The following is a 22,038-nucleotide window of genomic DNA, read 5'->3' on the forward strand; positions in this document are numbered from 1 at the left end:
ACCTCCTGTTCGCGACGATCCGATAACGGCTTCCGTAGGGGTCCTTATCTGACATCTACGCGCGTTACGATCGCGGCGAAACCAGCGCCGGAAGAGGCGCTTCGGTCAGGTTTGAAGGAGCCTTCCCTTGCGCCGCGTATCCAAGATCGCTGCTGCGTGTACCGTCTCCGCGGCTCTCGCCTTCACCGCTACCGCGTGCGGTGAATCGTCCACCGAGAGCACCGGTTCCGACTCCGACCAGATGAAGATCGGCATGGCCTACGACGTCGGCGGCCGTGGCGACAACTCGTTCAACGACTCCGCCGCGCGTGGTCTGGACAAGGCCAAGGCCGACTTCGACGCCGAGACCAAGGAGCTCACCGCCAAGAGCGGCGAGACCCCCGCGGACCGCGAGCAGCGCCTGGCGTCGCTGGCCGAGGGTGGCTACAACCCGGTGATCGGCGTCGGGTTCGCCTACTCGGACGCCATCGCCAAGGTGGCGAAGTCCCACCCCGACACCACGTTCGGCCTGATCGACTCGGTTTCGGACGCCAAGAACGTGTCGTCCATCGTCTTCACCGAGGAGCAGGGCTCGTACCTCGCCGGTGTCGCGGCGGCGCTGAAGTCCAAGGACGGTCAGGTCGGCTTCATCGGCGGCGTCGACCTCCCGCTGATCAAGAAGTTCGCGGCCGGATTCCAGCAGGGCGTCACGGAGACGAACCCGAAGGCCAAGGTACAGATCCAGTACCTGTCCACCGGTTCGGACCTGTCCGGTTTCGGCAGCCCCGACAAGGGTGAGGCCGCCGCCAAGGGCATGCTGGACAAGGGCGCCGACGTGATCTTCGCGGCGGCGGGCGGTTCCGGTGCCGGTGCGATCGAGGCCGTGGCCGGCAAGAAGGGCGCCTGGTCCATCGGCGTCGACTCCGACCAGGCCAAGGACCCGGCCCTGTCGAAGTACGCCGACACGATCATGACGTCGGTCGTGAAGAACGTCGACAGCGGTGTCTACGACCTGGTGAAGTCCGTCAAGGACGGCAAGCCGATGACCGGCACGCAGACCTACTCGCTGGCCGAGGACGGTGTCAGCCTGACCACCACGGGTGACCACTTCACGGACGTGCAGGCCAAGATCGACGAGGCGAAGAAGAAGATCGTCGACGGCACGATCAAGGTCAAGACCACGACCTGATCCGCCCGCTGAACTCGGGGTCCGCAGGCGCGGTTTCCGCCGCGCCTGCGGACCCCGATTCACGTGTACCTCCGGGTCGAAGACCCCTCGGCACGTGTCGGTATCGTGCCCATGGTTCGCCACCCGTCAACGGGTGGCCAACGATTCGGCGGCGCTACGCGCGTAGTGTCCGCCGGGCACGGTATTTTTCGCCACCGGTCCCCGCGCTGTGTCCGTACATCGCCCGCCCTCCGCTCCTGCCAAGGAGAGTGCGCCATCAAAGCGTCCAGCAGTCCCCATGCCGTAGAGCTCCGCGGCATCACCAAACGATTCCCCGGCGTCGTGGCCAACCACGACATCGACATCACGGTGAGCCGCGGCACCGTCCATGCCCTCGTCGGTGAGAACGGCGCCGGCAAGTCCACCCTGATGAAGATCCTTTACGGGATGCAGAAGCCGGACGAGGGCACCATCTCCGTCGATGGCGAACAGGTCTCGTTCGGCAGCCCGGGCGATGCCATCAACCGCGGTATCGGCATGGTGCACCAGCACTTCATGCTCGCCGACTACCTCACGGTCCTCGAGAACGTCGTTCTCGGCTCCGAGAAGCTCCACGGCATCGGGGACAGGGCGCGGGCGAAGATCAAGGAGATCTCCGACGCGTACGGCCTCGGCATCCGCCCCGACGCCGTCGTCGAGGACCTCGGGGTCGCCGACCGCCAGCGGGTGGAGATCCTCAAGGTCCTCTACCGCGGCGCCCGCACCCTGATCCTCGACGAGCCGACAGCTGTCCTGGTGCCGCAGGAGGTCGACGCTCTCTTCGACAACCTGCGTGAGCTGAAGGCCGAGGGCCTCACCGTCATCTTCATCTCCCACAAGCTGGGCGAGGTGCTGTCGGTCGCGGACGAGATCACCGTGATCCGGCGCGGTACGACGGTGGGTACCGCCGACCCGGCGAACACCACCAGCAAGCAGCTCGCGGAGCTGATGGTGGGCAGCGAACTCCCCTCGCCGGAGACCCGGGAGTCGACCGTCACCGACATCCCGATGCTGGCGGTCGAAGACCTGCGGCTGACGGCCACCGACCCCGACGGGGTGGTGCGCGCGGTGCTCGACGGCATCACCTTCACGATCCACAAGGGCGAAGTCCTGGGCATCGCGGGCGTCGAGGGCAACGGCCAGTCCGAACTGGTCGACGCCATCATGGGCATGCGCACGCTCGACACCGGGGCGCTCACCCTCGACGGCGCGGACATCTCACGCGTGGCCACCCGCAAGCGCCGTGAGGACGGCATGGCCGTCATCCCCGAGGACCGGCACCGGCACGGCCTCCTCCTGGACGCGCCGCTCTGGGAGAACCGCATGCTGGGCCACGTCACGGAGAAGCCCAACAGCAAGGGCGCCTTCCTCGACCTCAAGGCGGCGCGTGCCGACACCGAGCGGATCGTGCGCGAGTACGACGTCCGGACCCCCGGCATCGAGGTCACCGCGGCCTCGCTCTCCGGCGGCAACCAGCAGAAGCTGATCGTCGGCCGCGAGATGAGCCACAACCCCAAGCTGCTGATCGCCGCGCACCCCACCCGGGGCGTGGACGTCGGTGCGCAGGCGCAGATCTGGGACCAGATCCGCGAAGCGCGCCACGAGGGCCTCGCGGTCCTGCTGATCTCCGCCGACCTCGACGAGCTCATCGGGCTCTCCGACACACTGCGCGTCATGTACCGCGGCAGGCTCGTGGCCGACGCCGACCCGGCGACCGTGACCCCCGAGGAGCTCGGCTCGGCGATGACCGGCGCGGCCGCGGGCCACCTGGAGGCACCGGGCGCGACCGGCAGCGACGACGCCGGGGCCGACAGCTCCGAGACCGACCCCCGGGACGGGGGAGAGGACCGATGAAGAAGTTCGACAAGGAGCGGCTGCTCCTGGGGATCGCCGCCCCGCTGCTCGCCATCGTGGTCGCGTTCCTGGTCACCGCCCTGGTGCTCGCCGCCACGGGCAAGGAACCGTTCAGCGCCTTCGGCATCATGTTCGACTACGGACTGAAGTCGGACAGCCAGGTCTACATCCTCAACAAGGGGACGACCTACTACCTCGCAGGTCTCGCGGTCGCCATCGGCTTCCGTATGAACCTCTTCAACATCGGTGTCGACGGCCAGTACCGCCTGGCCGCGTTCTTCGCCGCCGCACTCGGCGGCGCTCTGACCCTGCCGGGCGCACTCCAGATCCCGATGATCATCCTCACCGCGATGATCGTCGGCGCGATGTGGGCCGGTATCGCCGGCGTCCTGAAGGTCACCCGCGGAGTGAGCGAGGTCGTCTCGACGATCATGCTGAACTCGATCGCGACGGCGATCATCGGCTACCTCCTCCAGCAGGGCCGCCTGGGCCACCTGGACGAGGCGGGTACGAAGGTCTCGACCACGCCGATCCCCGAGTCCTCGCACTTCTTCGAGTTCCCGACCACGCCGACTCCCGTCTGGGGCTTCATCGTCGTCGCCGTCGTCGCCGGATTCGCCTACTGGTTCACGCTCGGCCGCACCCGGTTCGGCTTCGATCTCCGTACGGTCGGACAGTCCGGTTCGGCCGCCGAGGCCAGCGGTGTCGACGTCAAGAAGATGGTCGTCACCTCCATGCTGATCTCCGGTGCCATGGCCGGCCTGATCGGTATGCCGACGCTGCTCAACGACAGCTACGAGTACAGCGGCGACTTCCCGGTGGGCATCGGCTTCACCGGAATCGCCATCGCGCTCCTCGGCCGCAACCACCCCGTCGGCATCGCGCTCGGCGCGCTGCTCTGGGGCTTCCTGGAGCGCGGCACGGGCAAGCTCGAATTCGAGGGCTACGACAAGGAGATCGTCGGCGTCATCCAGGGCGTCATCGTCCTGTGCGTCGTCATCGCCTACGAGGTCGTCCGCCGCTACGGCCTCAAGCGTCAGCAGAGCAGGGTCGGCGCGGAACTCGCCGCCAAGGCCGCACGTAACTCCGACCAGCAGGAGGTGTCGGCGTGAGCGCCACGGCGACTTCCACCCCGCCGCCCGCGGCCCCCGAGGTCTCCGGCGGCAAGGGCGGCCGCACCCGTCTCAGTTTCCCCGTCGTCCTGCTGATCATCGCGGGTGCCCTGCTCGCGCTGTCCGCCGTCCGGGCCGTCACCGGAGCCCAGGACGTCACCTCGGCCGGCCAGATCAGCGCGGCCCTCGCCATGGCCGTGCCGATCGGACTCGCCGGTCTCGGCGGTCTGTGGGCCGAGCGGGCCGGTGTGGTCAACATCGGCCTCGAAGGCATGATGATCCTCGGCACCTTCTTCGGTGCCTGGGCCGGCTGGCAGACCGACCCCTGGATCGGCGTCCTGGCCGGTGTCGTGGGCGGCATGCTCGGCGGTCTGCTGCACGCGTTCGCGACCGTCACCTTCGGCGTCGACCACATCATCTCCGGTATCGCCATCAACATCCTGGCCCTCGGTTTCACGACGTACTTCGCCAAGCTCTGGTTCAACACCGGGGAAGCGGCGGAGGCGGGCGGCAGTCCCAAGCAGTCGCCGCCGGCCGACAGCATCACCACGGTCACGGTGCCCGGTCTGTCGGACTGGCTGCACTCGGTCGAGAAGCACCACTGGTTCTTCGTCTCCGACTTCGCGGGCATCCTCGGCGGACTCGTCACCCATGTCTCGCTGCTGACCCTGGTGGCCGCGGCGCTGTTCGTGGGCACGTTCTTCGTCCTGTGGAAGACCTCGTTCGGCCTGCGGCTCCGCTCCTGCGGTGAGAACCCCGTCGCCGCCGAGTCCCTGGGCGTCAACGTCTACCGCTACAAGTACATCGCCGTGATCATCTCGGGAGGGCTGGCCGGTCTCGGCGGCGCCTTCCTCTCCCTGGTCACCTCGCACATCTACAACGAGGGCCAGACCGGTGGCCGTGGGTACATCGGTCTCGCGGCGATGATCTTCGGCAACTGGCGGCCCGGCGGACTCGCCATGGGCGCCGGTCTGTTCGGCTTCGCCGACGCGCTCCAGCTGCGCAACGGCGGTGAGTCCGTCCACGCGCTGCTCCTGCTGCTCGTCGTGATGCTGGCGGTGCTCGCGGTCTGGAAGCTCTACCGCAAGCGCTTCGTGCCCGGTGTCGTCAGCGCGGTCATCGCCGCGGCGGTGCTGGTCTGGTACCTCGCCACCGACACGGTGCCGACCGAGTTCGTCAGCGCGACCCCGTACGTCGTCACCCTGCTCGTGCTCTCGCTCTCCGCGCAGCGCCTGCGCATGCCGAAGGCGGACGGCATGCGCTACCGGAAGGGGCAGGGGAAGTGACGGACAGCGCGTCACCCGTCGACTGGGACGCGCTGCGCGAGGCCGCCCGGGACGCCATGTCCCGGGCGTACGCCCCGTATTCGGGCTACCCGGTCGGGGCGGCGGCCCTCGTCGACGACGGCCGCATGATCACCGGATGCAACGTCGAGAACGCCTCGTACGGCATCGGCCTGTGCGCCGAGTGCGGGCTGGTCTCGCAGCTGGCCGCCACGGGCGGCGGTCGGCTGACCCACTTCACCTGCGTGGACGGCACGGGCGCGGTGCTCGTGCCGTGCGGGCGGTGCCGGCAACTGCTGTACGAGTTCGGCGGGCCCGAGCTCGTACTGGAGACCCCGCAGGGTCTGCGTACGCTCGACGAGATGCTGCCGCAGGCCTTCGGGCCGCAGCACCTGGGGTAGTCGTCCCCGCCGCCGCGCCGTTCCCGGGCGGGCCCCACCGGCCTGCCCGGGAACGGCGCGGCGGAACCTTTTCTCTCTATGCGCGTAGAGTCAACGGGACTCTCGCCTACCCCTCCGGCCGGAAGGACTCCCCTCCCATGGACGCCATCTCCGTCATCCGCACCAAGCGGGACCGGGGCGAGCTCAGCCCCGAGCAGATCGACTGGGTCATCGACGCGTACACGCGCGGCGAGGTCGCCGACGAGCAGATGTCCGCGCTGGCCATGGCGATCCTGCTCAACGGCATGAACCGCACCGAGATCGCCCGCTGGACCGCGGCGATGATCGCCTCCGGTGAGCGGATGGACTTCGGCGCGCTCTCCCGCCCCACCACGGACAAGCACTCCACCGGCGGCGTCGGCGACAAGATCACCCTGCCCCTCGCCCCGCTGGTGGCGGCCTGCGGAGCCGCCGTTCCGCAGCTCAGCGGCCGGGGCCTCGGCCACACCGGCGGCACCCTCGACAAGCTGGAGTCCATCCCGGGCTGGCGCGCCCACCTCTCCAACGCGGAGATGCTGGACGTCCTGGACACCACCGGCGCGGTGATCTGCGCGGCGGGCGACGGGCTCGCCCCCGCCGACAAGAAGCTGTACGCGCTGCGCGACGTCACCGGCACCGTCGAGGCGATCCCGCTGATCGCCAGCTCGATCATGTCCAAGAAGATCGCCGAGGGCACCGGCGCGCTCGTCCTGGACGTCAAGGTCGGCTCCGGCGCCTTCATGAAGACCATCGAGGACGCCCGCGAACTGGCCTCCACCATGGTCGCGCTGGGCACCGACAGCGGCGTACGGACCGTCGCCCTGCTCACCGACATGGCGACCCCGCTCGGTCTGACCGCCGGCAACGCCCTGGAGGTGCGCGAGTCCGTCGAGGTCCTCGCCGGCGGAGGCCCGAAGGACGTCATCGACCTGACCCTGGCGCTCGCCCGCGAGATGCTCGACGCCGCCGGCCTCAAGGACGCCGACCCGGAGAAGGCCCTGGCCGACGGCTCCGCCATGGACGTCTGGCGCCGCATGATCTCCGCGCAGGGAGGCGACCCGGACGCCGAACTCCCCGTCGCCCGCGAGCAGCACGTGATCAGCGCCCCCTCCTCGGGCGTCCTCACCCGCCTCGACGCCTACGACGTCGGCGTCGCCGCCTGGCGCCTCGGCGCGGGCCGCGCGCGCAAGGAGGACCCGGTGCAGGCCGGCGCGGGCATCGAGCTGCACGCCAAGCCCGGCGACACGGTGACCGAGGGACAGCCGCTGCTCACCCTGCACACGGACACCCCCGAGAAGTTCGAGTACGCGCTGAAGGCACTGCCCGGCTCGTACGACATCGCCCCGGCCGGCACCCCCTTCACCGCCACGCCGGTAGTGCGGGAACGTATCGCCTGACCTGCGGCTTTCCCTTTCGGGTGAACGGGACCGGTGGACCACCACCGGTCCCGTTCGGCATGCTGGAGTCGGGCCGAAGGACCTAGGTGACGCACCGATAAGAGGAGACCGCCATGAGCGCACTCACCGTCGATCCCGGACCGGGCCACGGCCAGGACTGGGACGACCTCGTCCGGATCTGGGAGGAGACGGACGCACCCGAGGGCTGCAAGGTGGAGATCATCGAGGGGATCGTCACCGTGTCGCCACCGCCGTCCAAGGACCACAACACCACTGCGGAGCTTCTCCAGCGCCGGCTCTACACCGTCATCCCGGAGGACTGGGGGATCTACCAGACGCTCGGCGTCTCCGTGCCCGGACGGGCCGGGCTGTACATCCCCGATCTCGTCGTCCTGCCGCGCGCGGTCGCGTCAGGGCCCGGCAACCGCGTGCCGGCGGAGGAGGTCCGGCTCGTCGTCGAGATCACCTCACCGGCCAACGCCAACCACGACCGCATCGGCAAGGCCCACGGGTATGCGAGGGCCGGTGTAGAGCTGTTCCTCCTGCTCGACCCGTGGCACACAGGCCGCCCGACCGCGACCCTGTACGGGGAGCCGGGCGACGGCACCTACCGGGTCCTGGAAGCGGTCGAGTACGGCGAGACGCTGACGCTCCCCGAGCCGTTCAAGCTGGACCTGGACACCGGGGCATTCCCAGTCGGCTGAGTCACAGGTGCGCGGGCGCCGATGAGTTTCGGGCATCCGGCCGGTCTCCCTGGTGTGGATGCCATGACCCCGAACGCCCTCGTCCTCACCGGCCGGATCACCCGCGCCGATGTGCCGGGCCTCTGTGCAGAGCTGGAGGCGCTGCTGAGCGGTACCTCCGAGGCCGCCGTGGTGGACTGCGACGTGGGCGGGGTCGTGCGCCCCGATCTGGCCCTGGTCGAGGCCATCGCCCGGCTGGGGCTCGTCGCACGCAGAGCCGGAGGTGTCGAACTGCGGCTGCGCAACGTCCCGGCCGAACTCGGGGCGCTGCTGGGCCTGGTGGGACTCACAGACGTGGTGCCGAACATCCGGCCGACCCCGGAGTGACCGGCGCTCAGCGGGCCCTGGCGCTGTCGCGTGCCGTGATGTGGACGCAGTAGACACCCTGCACATGGCCGGCCCGGTATTCGCCCGGAACCTTGGCGAACAGCGACGGATCGGCGCTGGACGAGGGCGTCGGAGCGGCCGTCGGGGTCGCGCACGAGCCACCCTCCGGCTGCGGCCCCGGCTCGGGGTTGTCGCCCGTCACGCCGGACGTGGCCGAGGGACCCGGACCAGCCGTGGCGGACGGCTCGCCCAGCCACAGCGTCGCCGCCCAGCCACCTGCGGCCAGCAGGACCCAGCCGACCGCCATACGACGTCCCACACTCACGCGGCGTCGTCCTCCAGGTGGTCCGGAAGCCCGAACAGCGGGAACCAGCGCGGGGTGTCCAGGAAGCAGTGCATCCCCGTGATGGCGCCGTCCGAGATGTCGATGACCTGGACCGCCCACGGCACGAAGCCCGGCCCGTCCGGATTCGGCTTGTAGTGGGCGAACGCCGGGGTTCCGTTGGCCTCGGTCGCCACCAGCCGGGAACCCGCACAGCTCGCACCGATGCTGAGCATGAAACCGGTGATGTCGTCGTGCCCCTGGAGCCAGAGGTCGAACGGCGGCATGGTCATCACCGCGTCCTCGTGGAGCAGTGCTGTCAGGGCAGCCATGTCGTACCCCTCGAAGGCCGCGACATAGCGGTCCAGGAGCTTGCGCTGCTCCTCGTCCAGGGGGTTCGCGGTGTCCGGTGCGGTGCTGTCCGTGTCCGCCAGGGTGGCCCTGGCCCGCTGCAGGGCGCTGTTCACCGAGGCCACCGTGGTGTCGAGCAGCTCGGCGACCTCGCTCGCCCTCCACGCCAGGACCTCGCGCAGGATCAGCACCGCACGCTGCTTGGGCGGCAGGTGCTGGAGGGCCGCCACGAACGCCAGGCGCACCGACTCCCGCGCCACGGCGGCCTCCGCCGGGTCCGCCACCGAAGGCAGGATGCGGCCGTCCGGCATCGGCTCCAGCCAGGTGTTCTCCGGGAGAGGATTCAGCGCCGCCTGGGCCAGCGGTGTCGGTCCGGTCAGATCCACCGGCCTGGCGCGCTTGTTGCCCGCGTTCAGCATGTCGAGGCAGACGTTCGTCGCGATGCGGTACAGCCAGGAGCGCAGCGAGGACCGGCCCTCGAACTTGTCGAAGTTGCGCCAGGCACGCACCAGCGTGTCCTGGACCGCGTCCTCCGCCTCGAAGGCCGAGCCGAGCATCCGGTAGCAGTAACCGGTCAGCTCGACCCGGTGTCCCTCCAGACGGCTGTCGATGTCAGCCGTCGCCGTCAGATCACTCATCGCTCCACCCCTGTTGCGCTGTGACACCGCTCACTCAGCACTGTGGAAGCTACCGCAGGGCACTGACAACCGGGGCCGGAAGCGTGGAAACCGCTGCTCAGGTGCCGGGCTTGCGTCCGTAGACGTAGACGTCGTCGCCGTTCTTCAGCAGGTTCCAGTATGACTTCGCGTCCGCCGGGCGCATGTTGACGCAGCCCGCCGAGCCCGGGTTGTTGTACATGGACTTGGTGACGGAGTGGAACGCCTGACCACCGTCGAAGAACTGGGCGTAAGGCATGCGGACGTCGTAGAGCGTCGACCAGTGGTCGATGTTGCGCCAGTAGATCTTCTTGGAGCCGGTCCGGGTCTCGTCGCCGTTGCGGCCGGTGCGCACCGGCACGGGGCCGAACTTCAGCTTGGCGCCGTCCTGGATCCAGCTCAGCTGCCTGGTGAGGTCCACGCAGGCGATGCGCCCCTTGTTCGTGGGGCACTTCTTCGCCTTGTTGGGGGTCTTGCCCGCCGCCTTCTGCGCGGTGATCGTCTTCATCGTGCGCCAGGTGACCGGCCCCGCGTACCCGATGGCCGGGGTGATGCCCTTCGAGACCTGGAACGAACGGATCGCCTTGCAGTCGGCGGCCGACTGCCTGCCGTCGGCCGTCCGGCCCAGCCACTTCTCGGCCTGCTTCTGGTACGGGCCCTTCGAGGCCGTGCAGGACGCGGCCTGGGCGCCCGTGCCCGTGCCCAGGACCAGGGCCGGAGCGGCCACCAGACCGGCGACGGACAGGACGGCCCCGCGCCGCACCCGTACGTCGCGTATGTTCCCCATGATTCCCATGTACGCCTGCTCCCCTTCGCGTTCGCCCGCGGTGTGTGACTCCGCTTGTTGGACGCGCTCGGGGGAGCAGCGGTTGTGCCGGGGAGGTCTCAGTTGTGCACCGGTGCCGGGGAAGCGGCGCGGAGGCGCTCGACCCGGGCGGCCCGGGTTCCGAACAGGGTGATCGACAGGACGCCGAGGACAGCCAGGACGCCCAGCACGACCGTGCCGGCCCAGCCCCCCGCGTGGAAGGCGACGGCGCCGAGCGTGCCACCCGCGCTGGAGCCCAGGTAGTAGGCGGACTGGTAGAGCGCCGACGCCTGGGCGCGGCCCGACGTCGCCGTACGGCTCACCGAGGACGAGGCGACCGCGTGCCCGGCGAAGAAGCCCGCCGTGATCAGGACGAGGCCCGCCAGGACGGCGGCCAGCTGGTCGGCCAGCGAGAGCAGCAGACCCGCGGCCGTGGTCGAGACGGCGAGGTAGAGCGCGCCCCGGCGGCCCAGCCGTGCCACCAGCCGGCCCGCCGCCGCGGAGGAGGCCGTGCCGACCAGGTAGACCAGGAAGATCGAGCCGACGATGCCCTGCGGGAGGCCGAAGGGCTCCTCGACGAGCCGGTATCCGATCACGGTGTAGACCGCGCCGAACACCGTCATGAACAGGGCGCCGATCGCGTACAGCCGGCGCAGCAGCGGGTTGGAGAGGTGACCGGTGACGGTCTTCGCCAGTGCCTTCGGGTTGAGCGAGGCGGGGCTGAAGTGCCGGGCCTTGGGGATCAGGAAGTGGAAGACCACCGCGCAGGCCACGGCGAGCAGCCCGATCGCGCCGAGCGCCACCCGCCAGCCCCAGAGCTGGGCGACCCAGCCCGCGAGGATACGGCCGCTCATGCCGCCGATGCTGTTGCCCGCCACGAACAGGCCGATCGCGGCCACCAGGGCCTTCGGCCGCACCTCCTCGGCCAGGTACGCCATCGCGGAGGCGGGCAGTCCGGCCAGTGCCGCGCCCTGGATCGCGCGCAGTGCGATCAGCCAGCCGAGCGAGGGGGCGAAGGGGACGAGGAGTCCGATCACCACGGCCACAGCCAGGGAGGCCGTCATCATCTGGCGCCGCCCGAAGCGCTCGGAGAGCGCGCTGAGGGGCAGGACGCACAGGGCCAGCGCACCGGTCGCCGCGGAGACCGTCCAGCTCGCCTGGCCGGCCGTCGCGCCGAAGGACGCGGAGACGGCGGGCAGCAGGGCCTGGGTGGAGTAGAGGAGCGCGAAGGTCGCAATCCCCGCCGAGAAGAGCGCGAAGCTCATCCGGCGATAGCCGGGGCCGCCGGGCGTGAGGCGGTCCGGGACGGTCGGAGAGACGGCGGCGGGGGATGACGGAACGGCGGCGCCCAGCACGATGGTGGACGCCCCGGTACTGGCAGGAGGCATACGGCGAACGTAGACCGCGCAGTTTCATGCGTCCAATGCATGAAACCCTCATAATCGTTCCCATGGCGCATCAATACAGCTCACAGCCGCGACTGTCACCGAGCAGTTACGAAGAAGACATCCGAGCCGTACTCGCGCCACGCCTCGCGTACTTCGAGGCGGTGGCCCGCCACGAGCACGTCACCCGTGCCGCGCACGAGCTCGGCGTCCCGCAGTCGACGCTTTCGCGGGCCATGGTGAGGCTGGAACAGGACCTGGGTGTCGCCCTGTTCGCCCGCCGGGGCCGCACCGTCTCGCTCACCCCCGCGGGCCGCACGTTCCTCGGCTCCGCCGAACGCGCGCTGGCGGAGGTGGAGAAGGCCGCCGACTCGGTGCGCGCCGACGCCGACCCCACGGCGGGGAAGGTCGCCTTCGGCTTCCTGCACACCATGGGCTCCGAGACCGTGCCCGCCCTGATCCGCGCCTTCCGCGCCGACCACCCCAAGGTCCGCTTCCAGCTCGTCCAGAACTACGGCGAGGCCATGATCGAACGCCTGCGGGCGGGCGGCCTGGACCTCTGCCTCACCTCGCCCGTCCCCGACGCCCCGGACCTCGTCGCCATGCGACTGGACGAGCAGCGGCTGCGCCTGGTCGTCCCCGACGACCACCGGCTGGCGGGGCGCCGGCGCGTCCGCCTTGCCGAGGCCGCCGAGGAAACGTTCGTCACGCTCGAACCCGGCTACGGGCTGCGGCGGATCACGGACGACCTCTGTGCCGAGGCCGGCTTCACCCCGAGGGTCGCGTTCGAGGGCGAGGAGGCCGAGACACTGCGTGGTCTGGTCGCGGCCGGGCTCGGGGTGGCGCTGCTGCCGCCGCCCGCCGTCGCCCGGCCCGGCGTGGTCGAGCTGACGGTGACGGCGCCCCGGGCGGCCCGCGAGATCGGGGTCGCCTGGCTGGACGGCCACCCCGACACGCCACCTGTGGCCGCGTTCAAGCGCTTCCTGCTGTCGCGCCGGGGGAGCCTGCTGCCGGACTGAGGCCGGCCCGTGGCGCGGAGTCTGCCGCCGGACCGAGGGCGGTACGCGGCCCGTGGCGCGGAGTCTGCCGCCGGACCGGGGCCGTTACGCCGCCCGTGGTGCGGAGCTTGCCGCCGGACCGGGGCCGGTACGCGGCCCGTGGCGCCTCAGTGCCTCAGCGACCGCCCGAACCCCGCCGCCAGCGGCATCCGCAGTCCCAGCGGCGGGGGAGCGGCGAACGCGTCTGCGACCGGGCGGGCGTACGACCGGGCGAACAGCGAACCCCCGATGAAGTCCGATGCCAGCGCCATCACTTCGGACCGGTGCTGGCGCAGCGCGTGCCCGTCCGAGTGGACCTCGAAGCGGCAGGTGTTCCGGTTGGCCTTCTTGGCCCTTTCCGCCAGCCGGTAGGAGAGCTCCGGATTCGTCCGCGCGTCGTTCGTGCCGTGCACGATCAGGACCCGGCGCCCCGCCAGGTGTTTCACCGGTTCGGGTTCCGGATCGGCGTCCTCCGGGAGCCAGGGGGCCATCGCGAGGGCGGAGTTGACGGCTTCGTGCCCGGCGCCGCGCAGGGCCGCCCGGCCCCCCATGCCGTGGCCGACGAGGCACACGGGGATGTCGCCGTAGCGGCGTACGACCTCGTCGGCCGCCCAGTGGGCGTCGGCCGCCGGATCCGCGTCGGTGTTCCATCCCCGGGTGCGGTAGCGGACGACGTGCACCGCCAGGCCGTCACCTCGGCCGGCGCGGGCCAGGGTGCGGGCGAACGGCAGCTGCGCCGCGTACGAGAAGGTGGTTGGACGGCGTCTGGAATCGGTCTCGCCGTCCGGGAGCAGCAGGACGACGCCGCTGACCTCGGGTGCTGCTCCGGCCGTGAGTACGGCCCGTCCCAGCCTGGCGGCAGGCAGGGGAAGTGCGCGCTGTGCCATGACAGAACAGTGTCAGAAGGACAGGTGTATTCCAGCTGGCTTCGCGGTCACTGTTACGCATCGACACCCAGCGCTCTACGCGCGTAGGCGCTAGAGTGCCCGGATGACGAGCCAGACCCTGAATGTCCCCGGTCCCGACCAGATCCGCCGCGCGCCCAAGGTGCTGCTCCACGACCATCTCGACGGCGGCCTGCGCCCCGGCACGATCGTCGAACTGGCACTGGCGCAAGGCTACGACGCCCTGCCCGAGACCGAGCCCGACAAGCTCGGCATCTGGTTCCGCGAGGCCGCCGACTCAGGTTCCCTGGAGCGCTACCTGGAGACGTTCGCCCACACCTGCGCCGTCATGCAGACCCGCGACGCGCTGTTCCGGGTGGCCGCGGAGTGCGCGGAGGACCTCGCCGAGGACGGTGTCGTCTACGCCGAGGTGCGGTACGCGCCCGAGCAGCACCTCACTGCGGGCCTGTCACTCGAAGAGGTCGTCGAGGCGGTCAACGAGGGTTTCCGTGAGGGCGAGCGAAGGGCCCGTGAGAACGGCCACCGCATCCGCGTCGGCGCCCTACTCACCGCGATGCGGCACGCTGCCCGCGCGCTGGAGATCGCCGAACTCGCCAACCGCTACCGCGACCTGGGAGTGGTGGGCTTCGACATCGCGGGCGCCGAGGCGGGCTACCCGCCCACCCGCCACCTGGACGCCTTCGAGTACCTCAAGCGCGAGAACAACCACTTCACCATCCACGCGGGCGAGGCCTTCGGTCTGCCGTCGATCTGGCAGGCCCTCCAGTGGTGCGGCGCGGACCGGCTCGGCCACGGCGTCCGCATCATCGACGACATCGAGATCGCCGAGGACGGCAGCGTGACGCTGGGGCGCCTCGCCTCCTACGTGCGTGACAAGCGGATCCCGCTGGAGTTCTGTCCCACGTCCAACCTCCAGACCGGCGCCGCGGACTCGTACGCCGAGCACCCGATCGGGCTGCTGCGCAGGCTGCATTTCCGCGCCACCGTGAACACGGACAACCGCCTGATGAGCGGGACGAGCATGAGCGGGGAATTCGAGCGGCTGATCGAGACATTCGGATACACGCTCGATGACATGCAGTGGTTCACAGTCAATGCGATGAAATCAGCTTTCATTCCTTTCGATGAACGTCTGGCGATGATCAACGACGTGGTGAAGCCCGGATACGCGGAGCTGAAATCCGAGTGGCTCTTCCGTCAGACGGCTGTGACCAGTGGTTCTTCGTCCGTCGCGGGCTGAGTGAAATGAAGTCGGAACGGCCGGAAGTCCGGGATTCCGGCCGTTTTCCACGCCCCGGCATGTTTGCGGGAGGGGTACGGGGATGACTACGTTGCAGAGCCGCTCACATCCCCTTCCCCAAGGATGAATTTAATATGAAGCAGTCTGCTGTCAGGACCCTCGGCGTCGCCGCCCTCGGCGCCGCTTTCGCCGCCGCCGGCGCGGGCAGTGCCTCCGCCGTCGCCGTGCCCGTCGACGCCCTGGCCGGAACCCTGCCCGCCGGTGTCGCGCTCGACTCCGTCACCGACGCGCTGCCCGCCGTGCAGAAGGCGGCCGGTGGACTTCTCGACCAGCAGCAGCGCGGTAGCAGCGACCTCTCGGCCCCCGGCACCAATCTGCTCGGCGGCCTGCCCGCCGGCGGTCTGACCGGCGTCCTGCCGCTCGGCGCCTGATCACCGCACACGCATGTGGGGCGCACACCCGGACCGGGTGTGCGCCCCACGGCCTTCTCCCCGTGGTCCCAGCGGTCACCAGGCCGTCGCGGCCGGGCTCTTCTCCGACGGCAGCAGCACCCACAGCGCCAGGTAGAGCAGGAACTGGGGGCCGGGGAGCAGGCACGACACCAGGAAGATGACGCGCATCGTGCTTGCCGAGGTGTTGAAGCGCCGTGCCAGCGCTGCGCACACCCCGCCGATCATGCGTCCCTCTCGGGGGCGGACAAGTGCGGCCATGGTGGGCTCCTTCGTGAACCGTTTCGGGGAGCAGCTCCGATGTGCTCCCGGTACTTCCATAGTGGCTGCACGAAGGGGTACAAAGCATCGCTCTACGGGGCGATGCCGACCCTGGTAATCGTCGGGGTCGATCCCTGAGAGGTCTCACTGCGGTACGGCCGGGTCCCGTTCCCGATCCGGGACAGGTCGCCGGCCCCCGCCCGGTTGCCCCGGCGGAGCCGTGACCGTGACAGCGGGACGACCAGGAGATGCGCCAGCGCGACACCGGCGGTGTTCAGGAGCAGCGAGTCGACGTCGACGACCTGGCCCGGCACCCCGGTCTGTGCGAGCTCGATGGCCATGGAGATCAGCGCCCCGGCCGCGACCGTACGGGCCAGCGAGGCCCACGGGGAGACCAGCAGCCTGCCTCCGGCCATCGGCAGCAGTATGCCCAGCGGTGCGAGCAGCACGAGGCCCTCACCGATGCGGCGCACGGCCTCGGCCGGGCCCAGGGCCAGGTCCGCCCTGATCCCGGCGAACGGCTGGAGGTTCGCCGCCATGACCCAGGGCACGTCGAGCGGGCGCAGCGTCAGCCAGCCGACGAACAGAAGATGTGTGAGGAGGAGGAGTACCCCCGCCGCACGGAAGCGGATGACGGCCGGGCCGTCCGGACTGTGACGCACGTGCACCAAGACGCCACGACCGGCAGGATCGGTTCCGTCCGGTTCCGGGAAGCTCTGTGACGAGCGGCACGGGGACCATGAGCGGCCCCGGGAGGCCCGCGGCGAGCGCTACGGGGACTCCGGGCGGCACGGGGGCCTGCGGCGAGCGGCATGAGGGCCCCGGGCGGGACGGGCGTCCGGGGCGGGAGGTGCGAGCGCCCCGGACAGGAAGAGGGCTCACGGAGAGCGATGCGAGCGCCCCGGACCCGCCGGACGGCCGGTGGCGAGCTGTGCGGGTGTCCGGGGCCGGGCTCGATGATCCGCGACGAGCGGCACCGGAGCCCGGCACGGGCGCGAAGGCCCATGACGCGCCGGATGTCCTGGATGCCCGTGGGCGGCTTTCCCCGAGGCCGGGCCTCAGGACAGCTCGACCGCGCCGAGCGTGGGCACCTCGCCGGGCCGCGTCTTCGTCTCCGTCGTGCACAGATAACCCCGCGGGGCGTAGTTCCCCGGCCCGCCGAGCAGCACCGGCCCTCCGGCGCCGAGCGACTCGCTGTCCGCGTACGAGCACACCACCTGGGCGAGCGCCTCCGCGGGAAGGTCGTCCGGCTGTTCGCTGAGGCGCAGTGTGCCCTCCGGGTCCCCCCGGTGGGCGTCGGTGACCCGCAGCGCGGCCGGTACGTCGGTGGAGAACCCGGCGCGCCGCTCGTCGGCGTCCGGCTCGCGCTGCAGCTCGTTCAGCAGGGCCTGAGCGACCACGAGCGGGTCGGACCGTGACTCGTCGACCTCGGCCGTGCGCTCCACCGTCACGAGCTGCGAGGCACAGACGAGGTAGATCCGCACGGAGACGCTCTCCGGAGACGGCGTGGCCGCCTGGGCCGAGGCCGTCCGGCACGGCATCCGGGACGGCGCCGCCCCGGCGTCGACGGGCACCGAGGTGCTGCGGATGCCGCAGCCCGCGGCCAGCGAGGCACAGGCCGCGACGGCGGCCAGCGCCGCGACGGCCCTGCCGGGCCCCCGCCGGCCCGTGCGCGGGGCGCCGTACGCCCGCTCGCTGCGCGTCACTTCGCGTCGCCCTTCTCGTTCCGGTCCGGGTCGTCGTTCCCCGGCGCGCCGGTCAGCCCTTCCGCGTCCCGGGGCAGCCGCAGCACGAACATCGCGCCCTCCCCGTCCGGCAGATTCGAGGCCGTGATGTCGCCGCCGTGGATGTGGGCGTTCTCCACCGCGATGGACAGGCCGAGGCCGCTGCCCTCGGAACGCGGGCGGGAGGCGCTCGCCTTGTAGAAGCGGTCGAACACGTGCGGCAGGACCTCCTCGGGGATGCCCGGGCCGTGGTCGCGCACCTCGATGACCAGGTCGTCCTCGTCGGTCCGCACGGAGACCCGCACGGGTGATCCGCCGTGCTTGAGGGCGTTGCCGATCAGATTCGCCAGGATCACGTCCAGCCGGCGCGGATCGAGCCGCACCATGATGCCGCGCTCCGCGTCCAGGTCGACCGCGTCCAGCCACGCACGGGCGTCGATGCAGGCGGTCACCTGGTCCGCGACATCGACGGTGTCCAGGACGAGACGGGCCGTACCGGCGTCGAAGCGGGTGACCTCCATGAGGTTCTCGACCAGGTCGTTCAGCCGCCGGGTCTCGCTCACCACCAGGTGCACGGCCGGAGCGATCATCGGGTCCAGGCTGTCCGCCTCGTCCTCCAGCACCTCCGCGACCGCCGTGATCGCGGTCAGCGGTGTGCGCAGCTCGTGCGACATGTCGGCGACGAATCTGCGGCTCGACTCCTCCCGCGCGCTCATGTCCGCGACCTTCTTCTCCAGAGAGCTCGCGGCCTTGTTGAACGTATGGGACAGATCGGCGAGTTCATCGGTGCCGGAGACCACGAGACGGGTGTCGAGCTTGCCCTCGCCGAGCTTGCGGGCCGCGTCACCGAGCCGCTGCACCGGCCGCAGCACGGTCGTCGCCGCGGCCTGGGCGAGGAGTGCCGAGCCGACGAGGGCCAGCGCGGTGGCGATCCCCAGGGACCACGCCAGCGAACTGAGGTCCTCGCGCTCCTGGTCGAGGGACTTCAGCATGTACCCGGCCGGGCCACCACCGATGATCTTCGTCCCGGCCACCAGGTAAGGGGTGTTGCCGAGGGTCGTGCGCTGCCAGAACAGGTGGTACTCAAAGGTGTTGGCCGACGTCAGCGGCTGCTTCTTGTTCACCTGCTTCTGCAGCGAGACGGGCACGTCCGCCTTGGTGAAGGAGTCGAGGTCGGAGGAGCCGGTGACGGGTTTGCCGTCACGGCTGCCGATCAGCAGCACGTGGTAACCCGGGCCGCTGTGCGCCATCTGCTCGGCGGCGTCCCGCAGTTCGCCCGCCGTGGGCTCCAGCGGCAGCGCGGCCGCCCGGTTCTGCATCTGCCGGCGGAAGTCGCCGAGCGCCGTGTCCTGCGTACGCGTCAGGACGGCCTCACGGTTGAGCCAGTACGCGATGCCCGAAGCGGACACCGCCGCCGTGAGAGCGACCAGCGCGAACACGATCAGCAGCCGCAGCCGCAGGCTGGTCCAGCGAAGTCCCGCGAGTATGGAGCGCTTCGCGGAATCGCTCACTGAGGCGAATCCAGCCGGTATCCCACACCGCGCACGGTACGGATCAGGGTCGGCGAGGACGGCACGTCCTCCACCTTCGCGCGCAGCCGCTGCACGCAGGCGTCCACCAGCCTCGAGTCACCGAGGTAGTCGTGCTCCCACACCAGACGCAGCAACTGCTGCCGGGAGAGGGCCTGTCCGGGACGGCGGCTCAGTTCGAGCAGGAGCCGCAGCTCGGTCGGCGTGAGCTGCAGGTCCTCCCCGTTCTTCGTGACGGTCATCGCCGAACGGTCGATGACGACACTCCCGAACGTCGCCGAGTCGGTGGACTCCCTCTCCCCGCGGCGCAGGACCGCGCGGATACGGGCGTCGAGCACCCGGCCCTGTACGGGTTTCACCACGTAGTCGTCCGCGCCGGACTCCAGTCCCACCACGACGTCGATGTCGTCGCTGCGCGCGGTCAGCAGAATGATCGGCAGCTGGTCGGTCCGCCGGATCCGCCGGCAGACCTCGAAACCGTCGATCCCGGGCAGCATCACATCCAGCACAACCAGGTCAGGCCGCTGCTCCCGGAGCAGCTCCAGGCCGTCCTCTCCCGTCGCCGCGGTGGCCACACGGTGGCCCTGGCGTGACAGGGAGAGTTCGAGGGCTGTGCGGATGGCGTCGTCGTCCTCGATCAGCAACAGGAAAGGCACGGGGGTCATTCTGGCCCATGGTGGTGCCACGTTTCGACAATCCCCCCGACTTGATCCGCCGACATGCCCTGTGACAGCTCTGTGACAGTCGGGGGACAGCGCCATGAAATCGCCCCGGCAAGCTCGTTGGCACACGGAACGAACGGACTCCACCGATGGGGGGCGCCAGATGAACGCACTGCACAGCACCACTTCAAGCGCAGTAGTCACGCGCCTTCACGACGTCGGGCGGAGCCCGGAGAAGTCCGGCGCCGCGGGACGGGGGCGTGTACGCGGCGCCGGTCGTCAGCACTCGTCGTACCTGACGATGGTTGACGTGACCACGGGGGAAAACGGGGGAAGCGCGTACGGGGAGGTCTCGGGGGAGCGGAAGCCCCTGGCCCCGGCGGAGGACGCCGAAGCGGCGTTCACCGCCTACGTCCAGGAGCGCCGCGCCTCCCTGTACGCAACCGCCTACCACCTGACCGGCGACCGGTTCGAGGCCGAGGACCTGCTGCAGAGCGCCCTCTTCTCGACGTACCGGGCGTGGGACAGGATCAGCGACAAGGCGGCGGTCGGCGGATACCTCCGCCGCACCATGACCAACCTGCACATCAGCGCGTGGCGCAGGCGCAAGCTCAACGAATACCCGACCGAGGAGCTGCCGGAGACGGTGAGCGACACGGACGCGATGCGGGGCACGGAACTGCGGGCGGTGCTCTGGCAGGCGCTCGCGCGGCTGCCGGAACTCCAGCGCACGATGCTGGTGCTCCGCTACTACGAGGGCCGCACGGACCCGGAGATCGCGTCCATCCTCGACATCAGTGTCGGCACGGTGAAGTCGAGCATCTGGCGGTCGCTCCGCCGGCTGCGCGAGGACGAGGTCCTCAGCTTCGGCCGTGACGAGGAGGAGTCCTTCGGCGAGCTGGTGGCCTGAGGTCTACGGGGGAACGGGGTACGGGGGTACCGGGGGAAAGGCCGCTGCTTCGGGGGAGGCGGCGGTACGGGGGAGCGCAGCGGGGTCGGACGGGCCGGGGGGTCCTGTCCGGCCCCGCCGCGCTTTCCGTGTTCCCACCGGCCGCTCGGCGGCCCGGCGCCTCTCGCCTCCGGCCGACCCCTTCGGCGCGGCCGGCGTGATCCTCGCGGGCCTTCCGAGGCACCTTCAGTTCGGCACCCGGCTCCGAGGGGTCCGGCAGCGACCCGCCGCCGCCGCGGCCAGCCTGCCCAGTGCCTCACGCCCGGCGCAGGGATAGGCGCCCAGAGCCGTCTGGCGGGCCACGATGCCCCGCTCGGCCCGCATCAGCCGCCATCCGCGCCGCAGCAGGAACGGCACCGACTTCCGCCCCTCCCGCAGATCCCGCACCAGCCGGCGCCGGAACGTCGTCGACGGCCGTCCGCGCAGACACAGCGCGTCCGCGAGCAGGCCCAGCTCCTGGCAGCGCTCCACGATGTCCGCCGCGAAGATGCCCTCGGCGACGAACAGGGGTGTGCGTTCGATGTCGAGCGTCTCGCGGCCCGTCCGCGAACTCGTGGCGAGGTCGTACAGGGGGACGGACGTACGTCCCGAGCCGCACAGCTCCGCTATGGCCGCGACCGCGCCGTCCGCGTCCCAGGACAGGGCCGAGTCCCAGTCGATGTCCGCGCTGCCGGTGACCCTTGGCAGTGTCGGATCGTTTCCCTCCTTGTAGAAGTCGTCCAGGCGTAGCACCGGGAGACCGCTGCGGGCCGCGAGGGAGGACTTGCCGGAGCCGGACGGACCGGCGAGCAGCACGACGCGCGTGGGGATCGGTTGGGAACTCACAGAACAGAAGTGTGAGGCATTGACCCGCGTAGGGGATCCCCGGGAGGTCCTGTTGGTATCGAGCATCACACCTCAACTACTCTGCGCGCACGGATGATTACCCGACACGTCCCGATCAGGTGGGAAAACATGGCACGTCATGCACTGTCCAAGCCCCGGCACCGCGCTCTGCTGCGCGCGGGTCTGACCCTCACCGCACTGGGCGCGGCGCTCGGTGCGGGAGGCGCAGCGGCCCAGGCCGCGCCGCTGCCCGCCACGCCCGCGACCGGCGCGGACAGCACCCTGGGGGCGGTCGGCGACGCGGCGGCGCCCGCGCTGACCAGCGCGCTCGGCTACGGGCTCGTCGGAGCCGTCGAGCCCGTGACCGACCTTCAGCTCGACCCGCTGGCCGGGACGGGTGTGGACCCGCTGGACAACGCGGTGGGCACGCAGATCGCCGACTTCAAGCCGGTGACCACGGCTGTGGTCACGGACCCGCTGACCAGCGGCGCCGCTCTCGGCGATCTGCCGGTCGTCGGAGAGGTGACCGGTCTGATCACCGGCTGATCCGGCCCGCGCGTGCGTGTGGGGCCACCCCATGGGGCGGCCCCACACCGTGTTCCGGGCCTAAGCGAGGA

Annotated in this window: 24 protein-coding genes; 13 read left to right on the plus strand and 11 right to left on the minus strand. The window is 70.5% G+C overall.

The window, feature by feature from the left end; genetic code table 11:
* The first annotated feature begins 127 nt into the window (after window positions 1–127).
* The 8 genes from HED23_RS04500 to HED23_RS04535 all read left to right on the plus strand — a co-directional run bounded on the left by HED23_RS04500 (window position 128) and on the right by HED23_RS04535 (window position 8,321).
* Window positions 128–1,168: a BMP family lipoprotein gene (locus HED23_RS04500; protein ID WP_203182122.1), complete on the plus strand. Its 1,041-nt coding sequence runs from the start codon at window positions 128–130 to the stop codon at window positions 1,166–1,168.
* A gap of 321 nt (window positions 1,169–1,489) precedes the next feature.
* On the plus strand, window positions 1,490–3,040 hold the full coding sequence (locus HED23_RS04505; protein ID WP_420803018.1) for an ABC transporter ATP-binding protein: 1,551 nt from the start codon (window positions 1,490–1,492) through the stop codon (window positions 3,038–3,040).
* Entirely contained in the window at window positions 3,037–4,152 is a 1,116-nt protein-coding gene (locus HED23_RS04510; RefSeq protein WP_203182123.1) for an ABC transporter permease, read from the plus strand. Before HED23_RS04505 ends, HED23_RS04510 begins: the two co-directional genes overlap by 4 nt.
* Window positions 4,149–5,438: an ABC transporter permease gene (locus HED23_RS04515; RefSeq protein ID WP_203182124.1), complete on the plus strand. Its 1,290-nt coding sequence runs from the start codon at window positions 4,149–4,151 to the stop codon at window positions 5,436–5,438. Before HED23_RS04510 ends, HED23_RS04515 begins: the two co-directional genes overlap by 4 nt.
* The gene (locus tag HED23_RS04520; protein ID WP_203182125.1) at window positions 5,435–5,836 is read left to right on the plus strand and encodes a cytidine deaminase; all 402 of its coding nucleotides are present in this window, start codon (window positions 5,435–5,437) and stop codon (window positions 5,834–5,836) included. The genes HED23_RS04515 and HED23_RS04520 overlap by 4 nt, the downstream gene beginning before the upstream one ends.
* 137 nt (window positions 5,837–5,973) lie before the next feature.
* The gene (locus HED23_RS04525; protein WP_145803804.1) at window positions 5,974–7,251 is read left to right on the plus strand and encodes a thymidine phosphorylase; all 1,278 of its coding nucleotides are present in this window, start codon (window positions 5,974–5,976) and stop codon (window positions 7,249–7,251) included.
* A 113-nt stretch (window positions 7,252–7,364) separates the two neighbouring features.
* Entirely contained in the window at window positions 7,365–7,955 is a 591-nt protein-coding gene (locus HED23_RS04530) for a Uma2 family endonuclease (protein WP_203182126.1), read from the plus strand.
* Window positions 7,956–7,976: 21 nt separating this feature from the next.
* Entirely contained in the window at window positions 7,977–8,321 is a 345-nt protein-coding gene (locus tag HED23_RS04535) for an STAS domain-containing protein (RefSeq protein WP_203182127.1), read from the plus strand.
* Between the two features lie 7 nt (window positions 8,322–8,328).
* Here HED23_RS04535 and HED23_RS04540 read toward each other — a convergent pair whose 3' ends face one another.
* From HED23_RS04540 to HED23_RS04555, 4 genes are all read right to left on the minus strand, one after another.
* The gene (locus tag HED23_RS04540; protein ID WP_238441843.1) at window positions 8,329–8,646 is read right to left on the minus strand and encodes a hypothetical protein; all 318 of its coding nucleotides are present in this window, start codon (window positions 8,644–8,646) and stop codon (window positions 8,329–8,331) included.
* Entirely contained in the window at window positions 8,643–9,632 is a 990-nt protein-coding gene (locus tag HED23_RS04545) for a sigma-70 family RNA polymerase sigma factor (protein ID WP_203182128.1), read from the minus strand. Before HED23_RS04545 ends, HED23_RS04540 begins: the two co-directional genes overlap by 4 nt.
* A 97-nt stretch (window positions 9,633–9,729) precedes the next feature.
* Window positions 9,730–10,437 carry a L,D-transpeptidase gene (locus HED23_RS04550; protein ID WP_203182129.1) on the minus strand — a complete coding sequence of 236 codons (708 nt, stop codon included), beginning with the start codon at window positions 10,435–10,437 and terminating at the stop codon, window positions 9,730–9,732.
* A 98-nt stretch (window positions 10,438–10,535) separates the two neighbouring features.
* Window positions 10,536–11,843: an MFS transporter gene (locus HED23_RS04555; protein WP_203182130.1), complete on the minus strand. Its 1,308-nt coding sequence runs from the start codon at window positions 11,841–11,843 to the stop codon at window positions 10,536–10,538.
* Between the two features lie 62 nt (window positions 11,844–11,905).
* Here HED23_RS04555 and HED23_RS04560 point away from each other — a divergent pair, with 62 nt between their 5' ends.
* The gene (locus HED23_RS04560; protein ID WP_203182131.1) at window positions 11,906–12,859 is read left to right on the plus strand and encodes a LysR family transcriptional regulator; all 954 of its coding nucleotides are present in this window, start codon (window positions 11,906–11,908) and stop codon (window positions 12,857–12,859) included.
* Between the two features lie 146 nt (window positions 12,860–13,005).
* Here the strand turns inward: HED23_RS04560 and HED23_RS04565 are convergent, their stop codons facing one another.
* Complete coding sequence (locus HED23_RS04565) at window positions 13,006–13,764, minus strand: alpha/beta hydrolase (protein WP_203182132.1); 759 nt, start codon at window positions 13,762–13,764, stop codon at window positions 13,006–13,008.
* A 103-nt stretch (window positions 13,765–13,867) separates the two neighbouring features.
* Here HED23_RS04565 and HED23_RS04570 point away from each other — a divergent pair, with 103 nt between their 5' ends.
* Complete coding sequence (locus HED23_RS04570; RefSeq protein ID WP_203182133.1) at window positions 13,868–15,022, plus strand: adenosine deaminase; 1,155 nt, start codon at window positions 13,868–13,870, stop codon at window positions 15,020–15,022.
* Between the two features lie 134 nt (window positions 15,023–15,156).
* Entirely contained in the window at window positions 15,157–15,453 is a 297-nt protein-coding gene (locus tag HED23_RS04575) for a hypothetical protein (RefSeq protein ID WP_203182134.1), read from the plus strand.
* Between the two features lie 75 nt (window positions 15,454–15,528).
* Here the strand turns inward: HED23_RS04575 and HED23_RS04580 are convergent, their stop codons facing one another.
* From HED23_RS04580 to afsQ1, 5 genes are all read right to left on the minus strand, one after another.
* Entirely contained in the window at window positions 15,529–15,732 is a 204-nt protein-coding gene (locus HED23_RS04580; RefSeq protein WP_203182135.1) for a PspC domain-containing protein, read from the minus strand.
* Between the two features lie 92 nt (window positions 15,733–15,824).
* Window positions 15,825–16,400 (minus strand): VanZ family protein, encoded by a 576-nt coding sequence (locus tag HED23_RS04585; protein ID WP_203187358.1) that lies wholly within the window; start codon window positions 16,398–16,400, stop codon window positions 15,825–15,827.
* Between the two features lie 390 nt (window positions 16,401–16,790).
* Window positions 16,791–17,438 carry a hypothetical protein gene (locus HED23_RS04590; RefSeq protein WP_203182136.1) on the minus strand — a complete coding sequence of 216 codons (648 nt, stop codon included), beginning with the start codon at window positions 17,436–17,438 and terminating at the stop codon, window positions 16,791–16,793.
* Complete coding sequence (locus tag HED23_RS04595) at window positions 17,435–18,967, minus strand: sensor histidine kinase (RefSeq protein ID WP_203182137.1); 1,533 nt, start codon at window positions 18,965–18,967, stop codon at window positions 17,435–17,437. The genes HED23_RS04590 and HED23_RS04595 overlap by 4 nt, the downstream gene beginning before the upstream one ends.
* A complete protein-coding gene (gene afsQ1 / locus HED23_RS04600) occupies window positions 18,964–19,641 on the minus strand; it encodes a two-component system response regulator AfsQ1 (protein ID WP_015578482.1) in 678 nt (225 codons plus the stop codon). The genes HED23_RS04595 and afsQ1 overlap by 4 nt, the downstream gene beginning before the upstream one ends.
* 169 nt (window positions 19,642–19,810) lie before the next feature.
* Between afsQ1 and HED23_RS04605 the strand changes: the two genes are divergently transcribed.
* Window positions 19,811–20,557, plus strand: a complete 747-nt coding sequence (locus tag HED23_RS04605; protein WP_203182138.1) for a SigE family RNA polymerase sigma factor — start codon at window positions 19,811–19,813, stop codon at window positions 20,555–20,557.
* Window positions 20,558–20,782: 225 nt separating this feature from the next.
* Here the strand turns inward: HED23_RS04605 and HED23_RS04610 are convergent, their stop codons facing one another.
* A complete protein-coding gene (locus HED23_RS04610; RefSeq protein ID WP_203182139.1) occupies window positions 20,783–21,487 on the minus strand; it encodes a uridine kinase family protein in 705 nt (234 codons plus the stop codon).
* A gap of 63 nt (window positions 21,488–21,550) precedes the next feature.
* Here HED23_RS04610 and HED23_RS04615 point away from each other — a divergent pair, with 63 nt between their 5' ends.
* On the plus strand, window positions 21,551–21,967 hold the full coding sequence (locus HED23_RS04615; RefSeq protein ID WP_203182140.1) for a hypothetical protein: 417 nt from the start codon (window positions 21,551–21,553) through the stop codon (window positions 21,965–21,967).
* Window positions 21,968–22,038: the final 71 nt, after the last annotated feature.

Source organism: Streptomyces pratensis (genome assembly GCF_016804005.1).
GTDB lineage: Bacteria > Actinomycetota > Actinomycetes > Streptomycetales > Streptomycetaceae > Streptomyces > Streptomyces pratensis_A.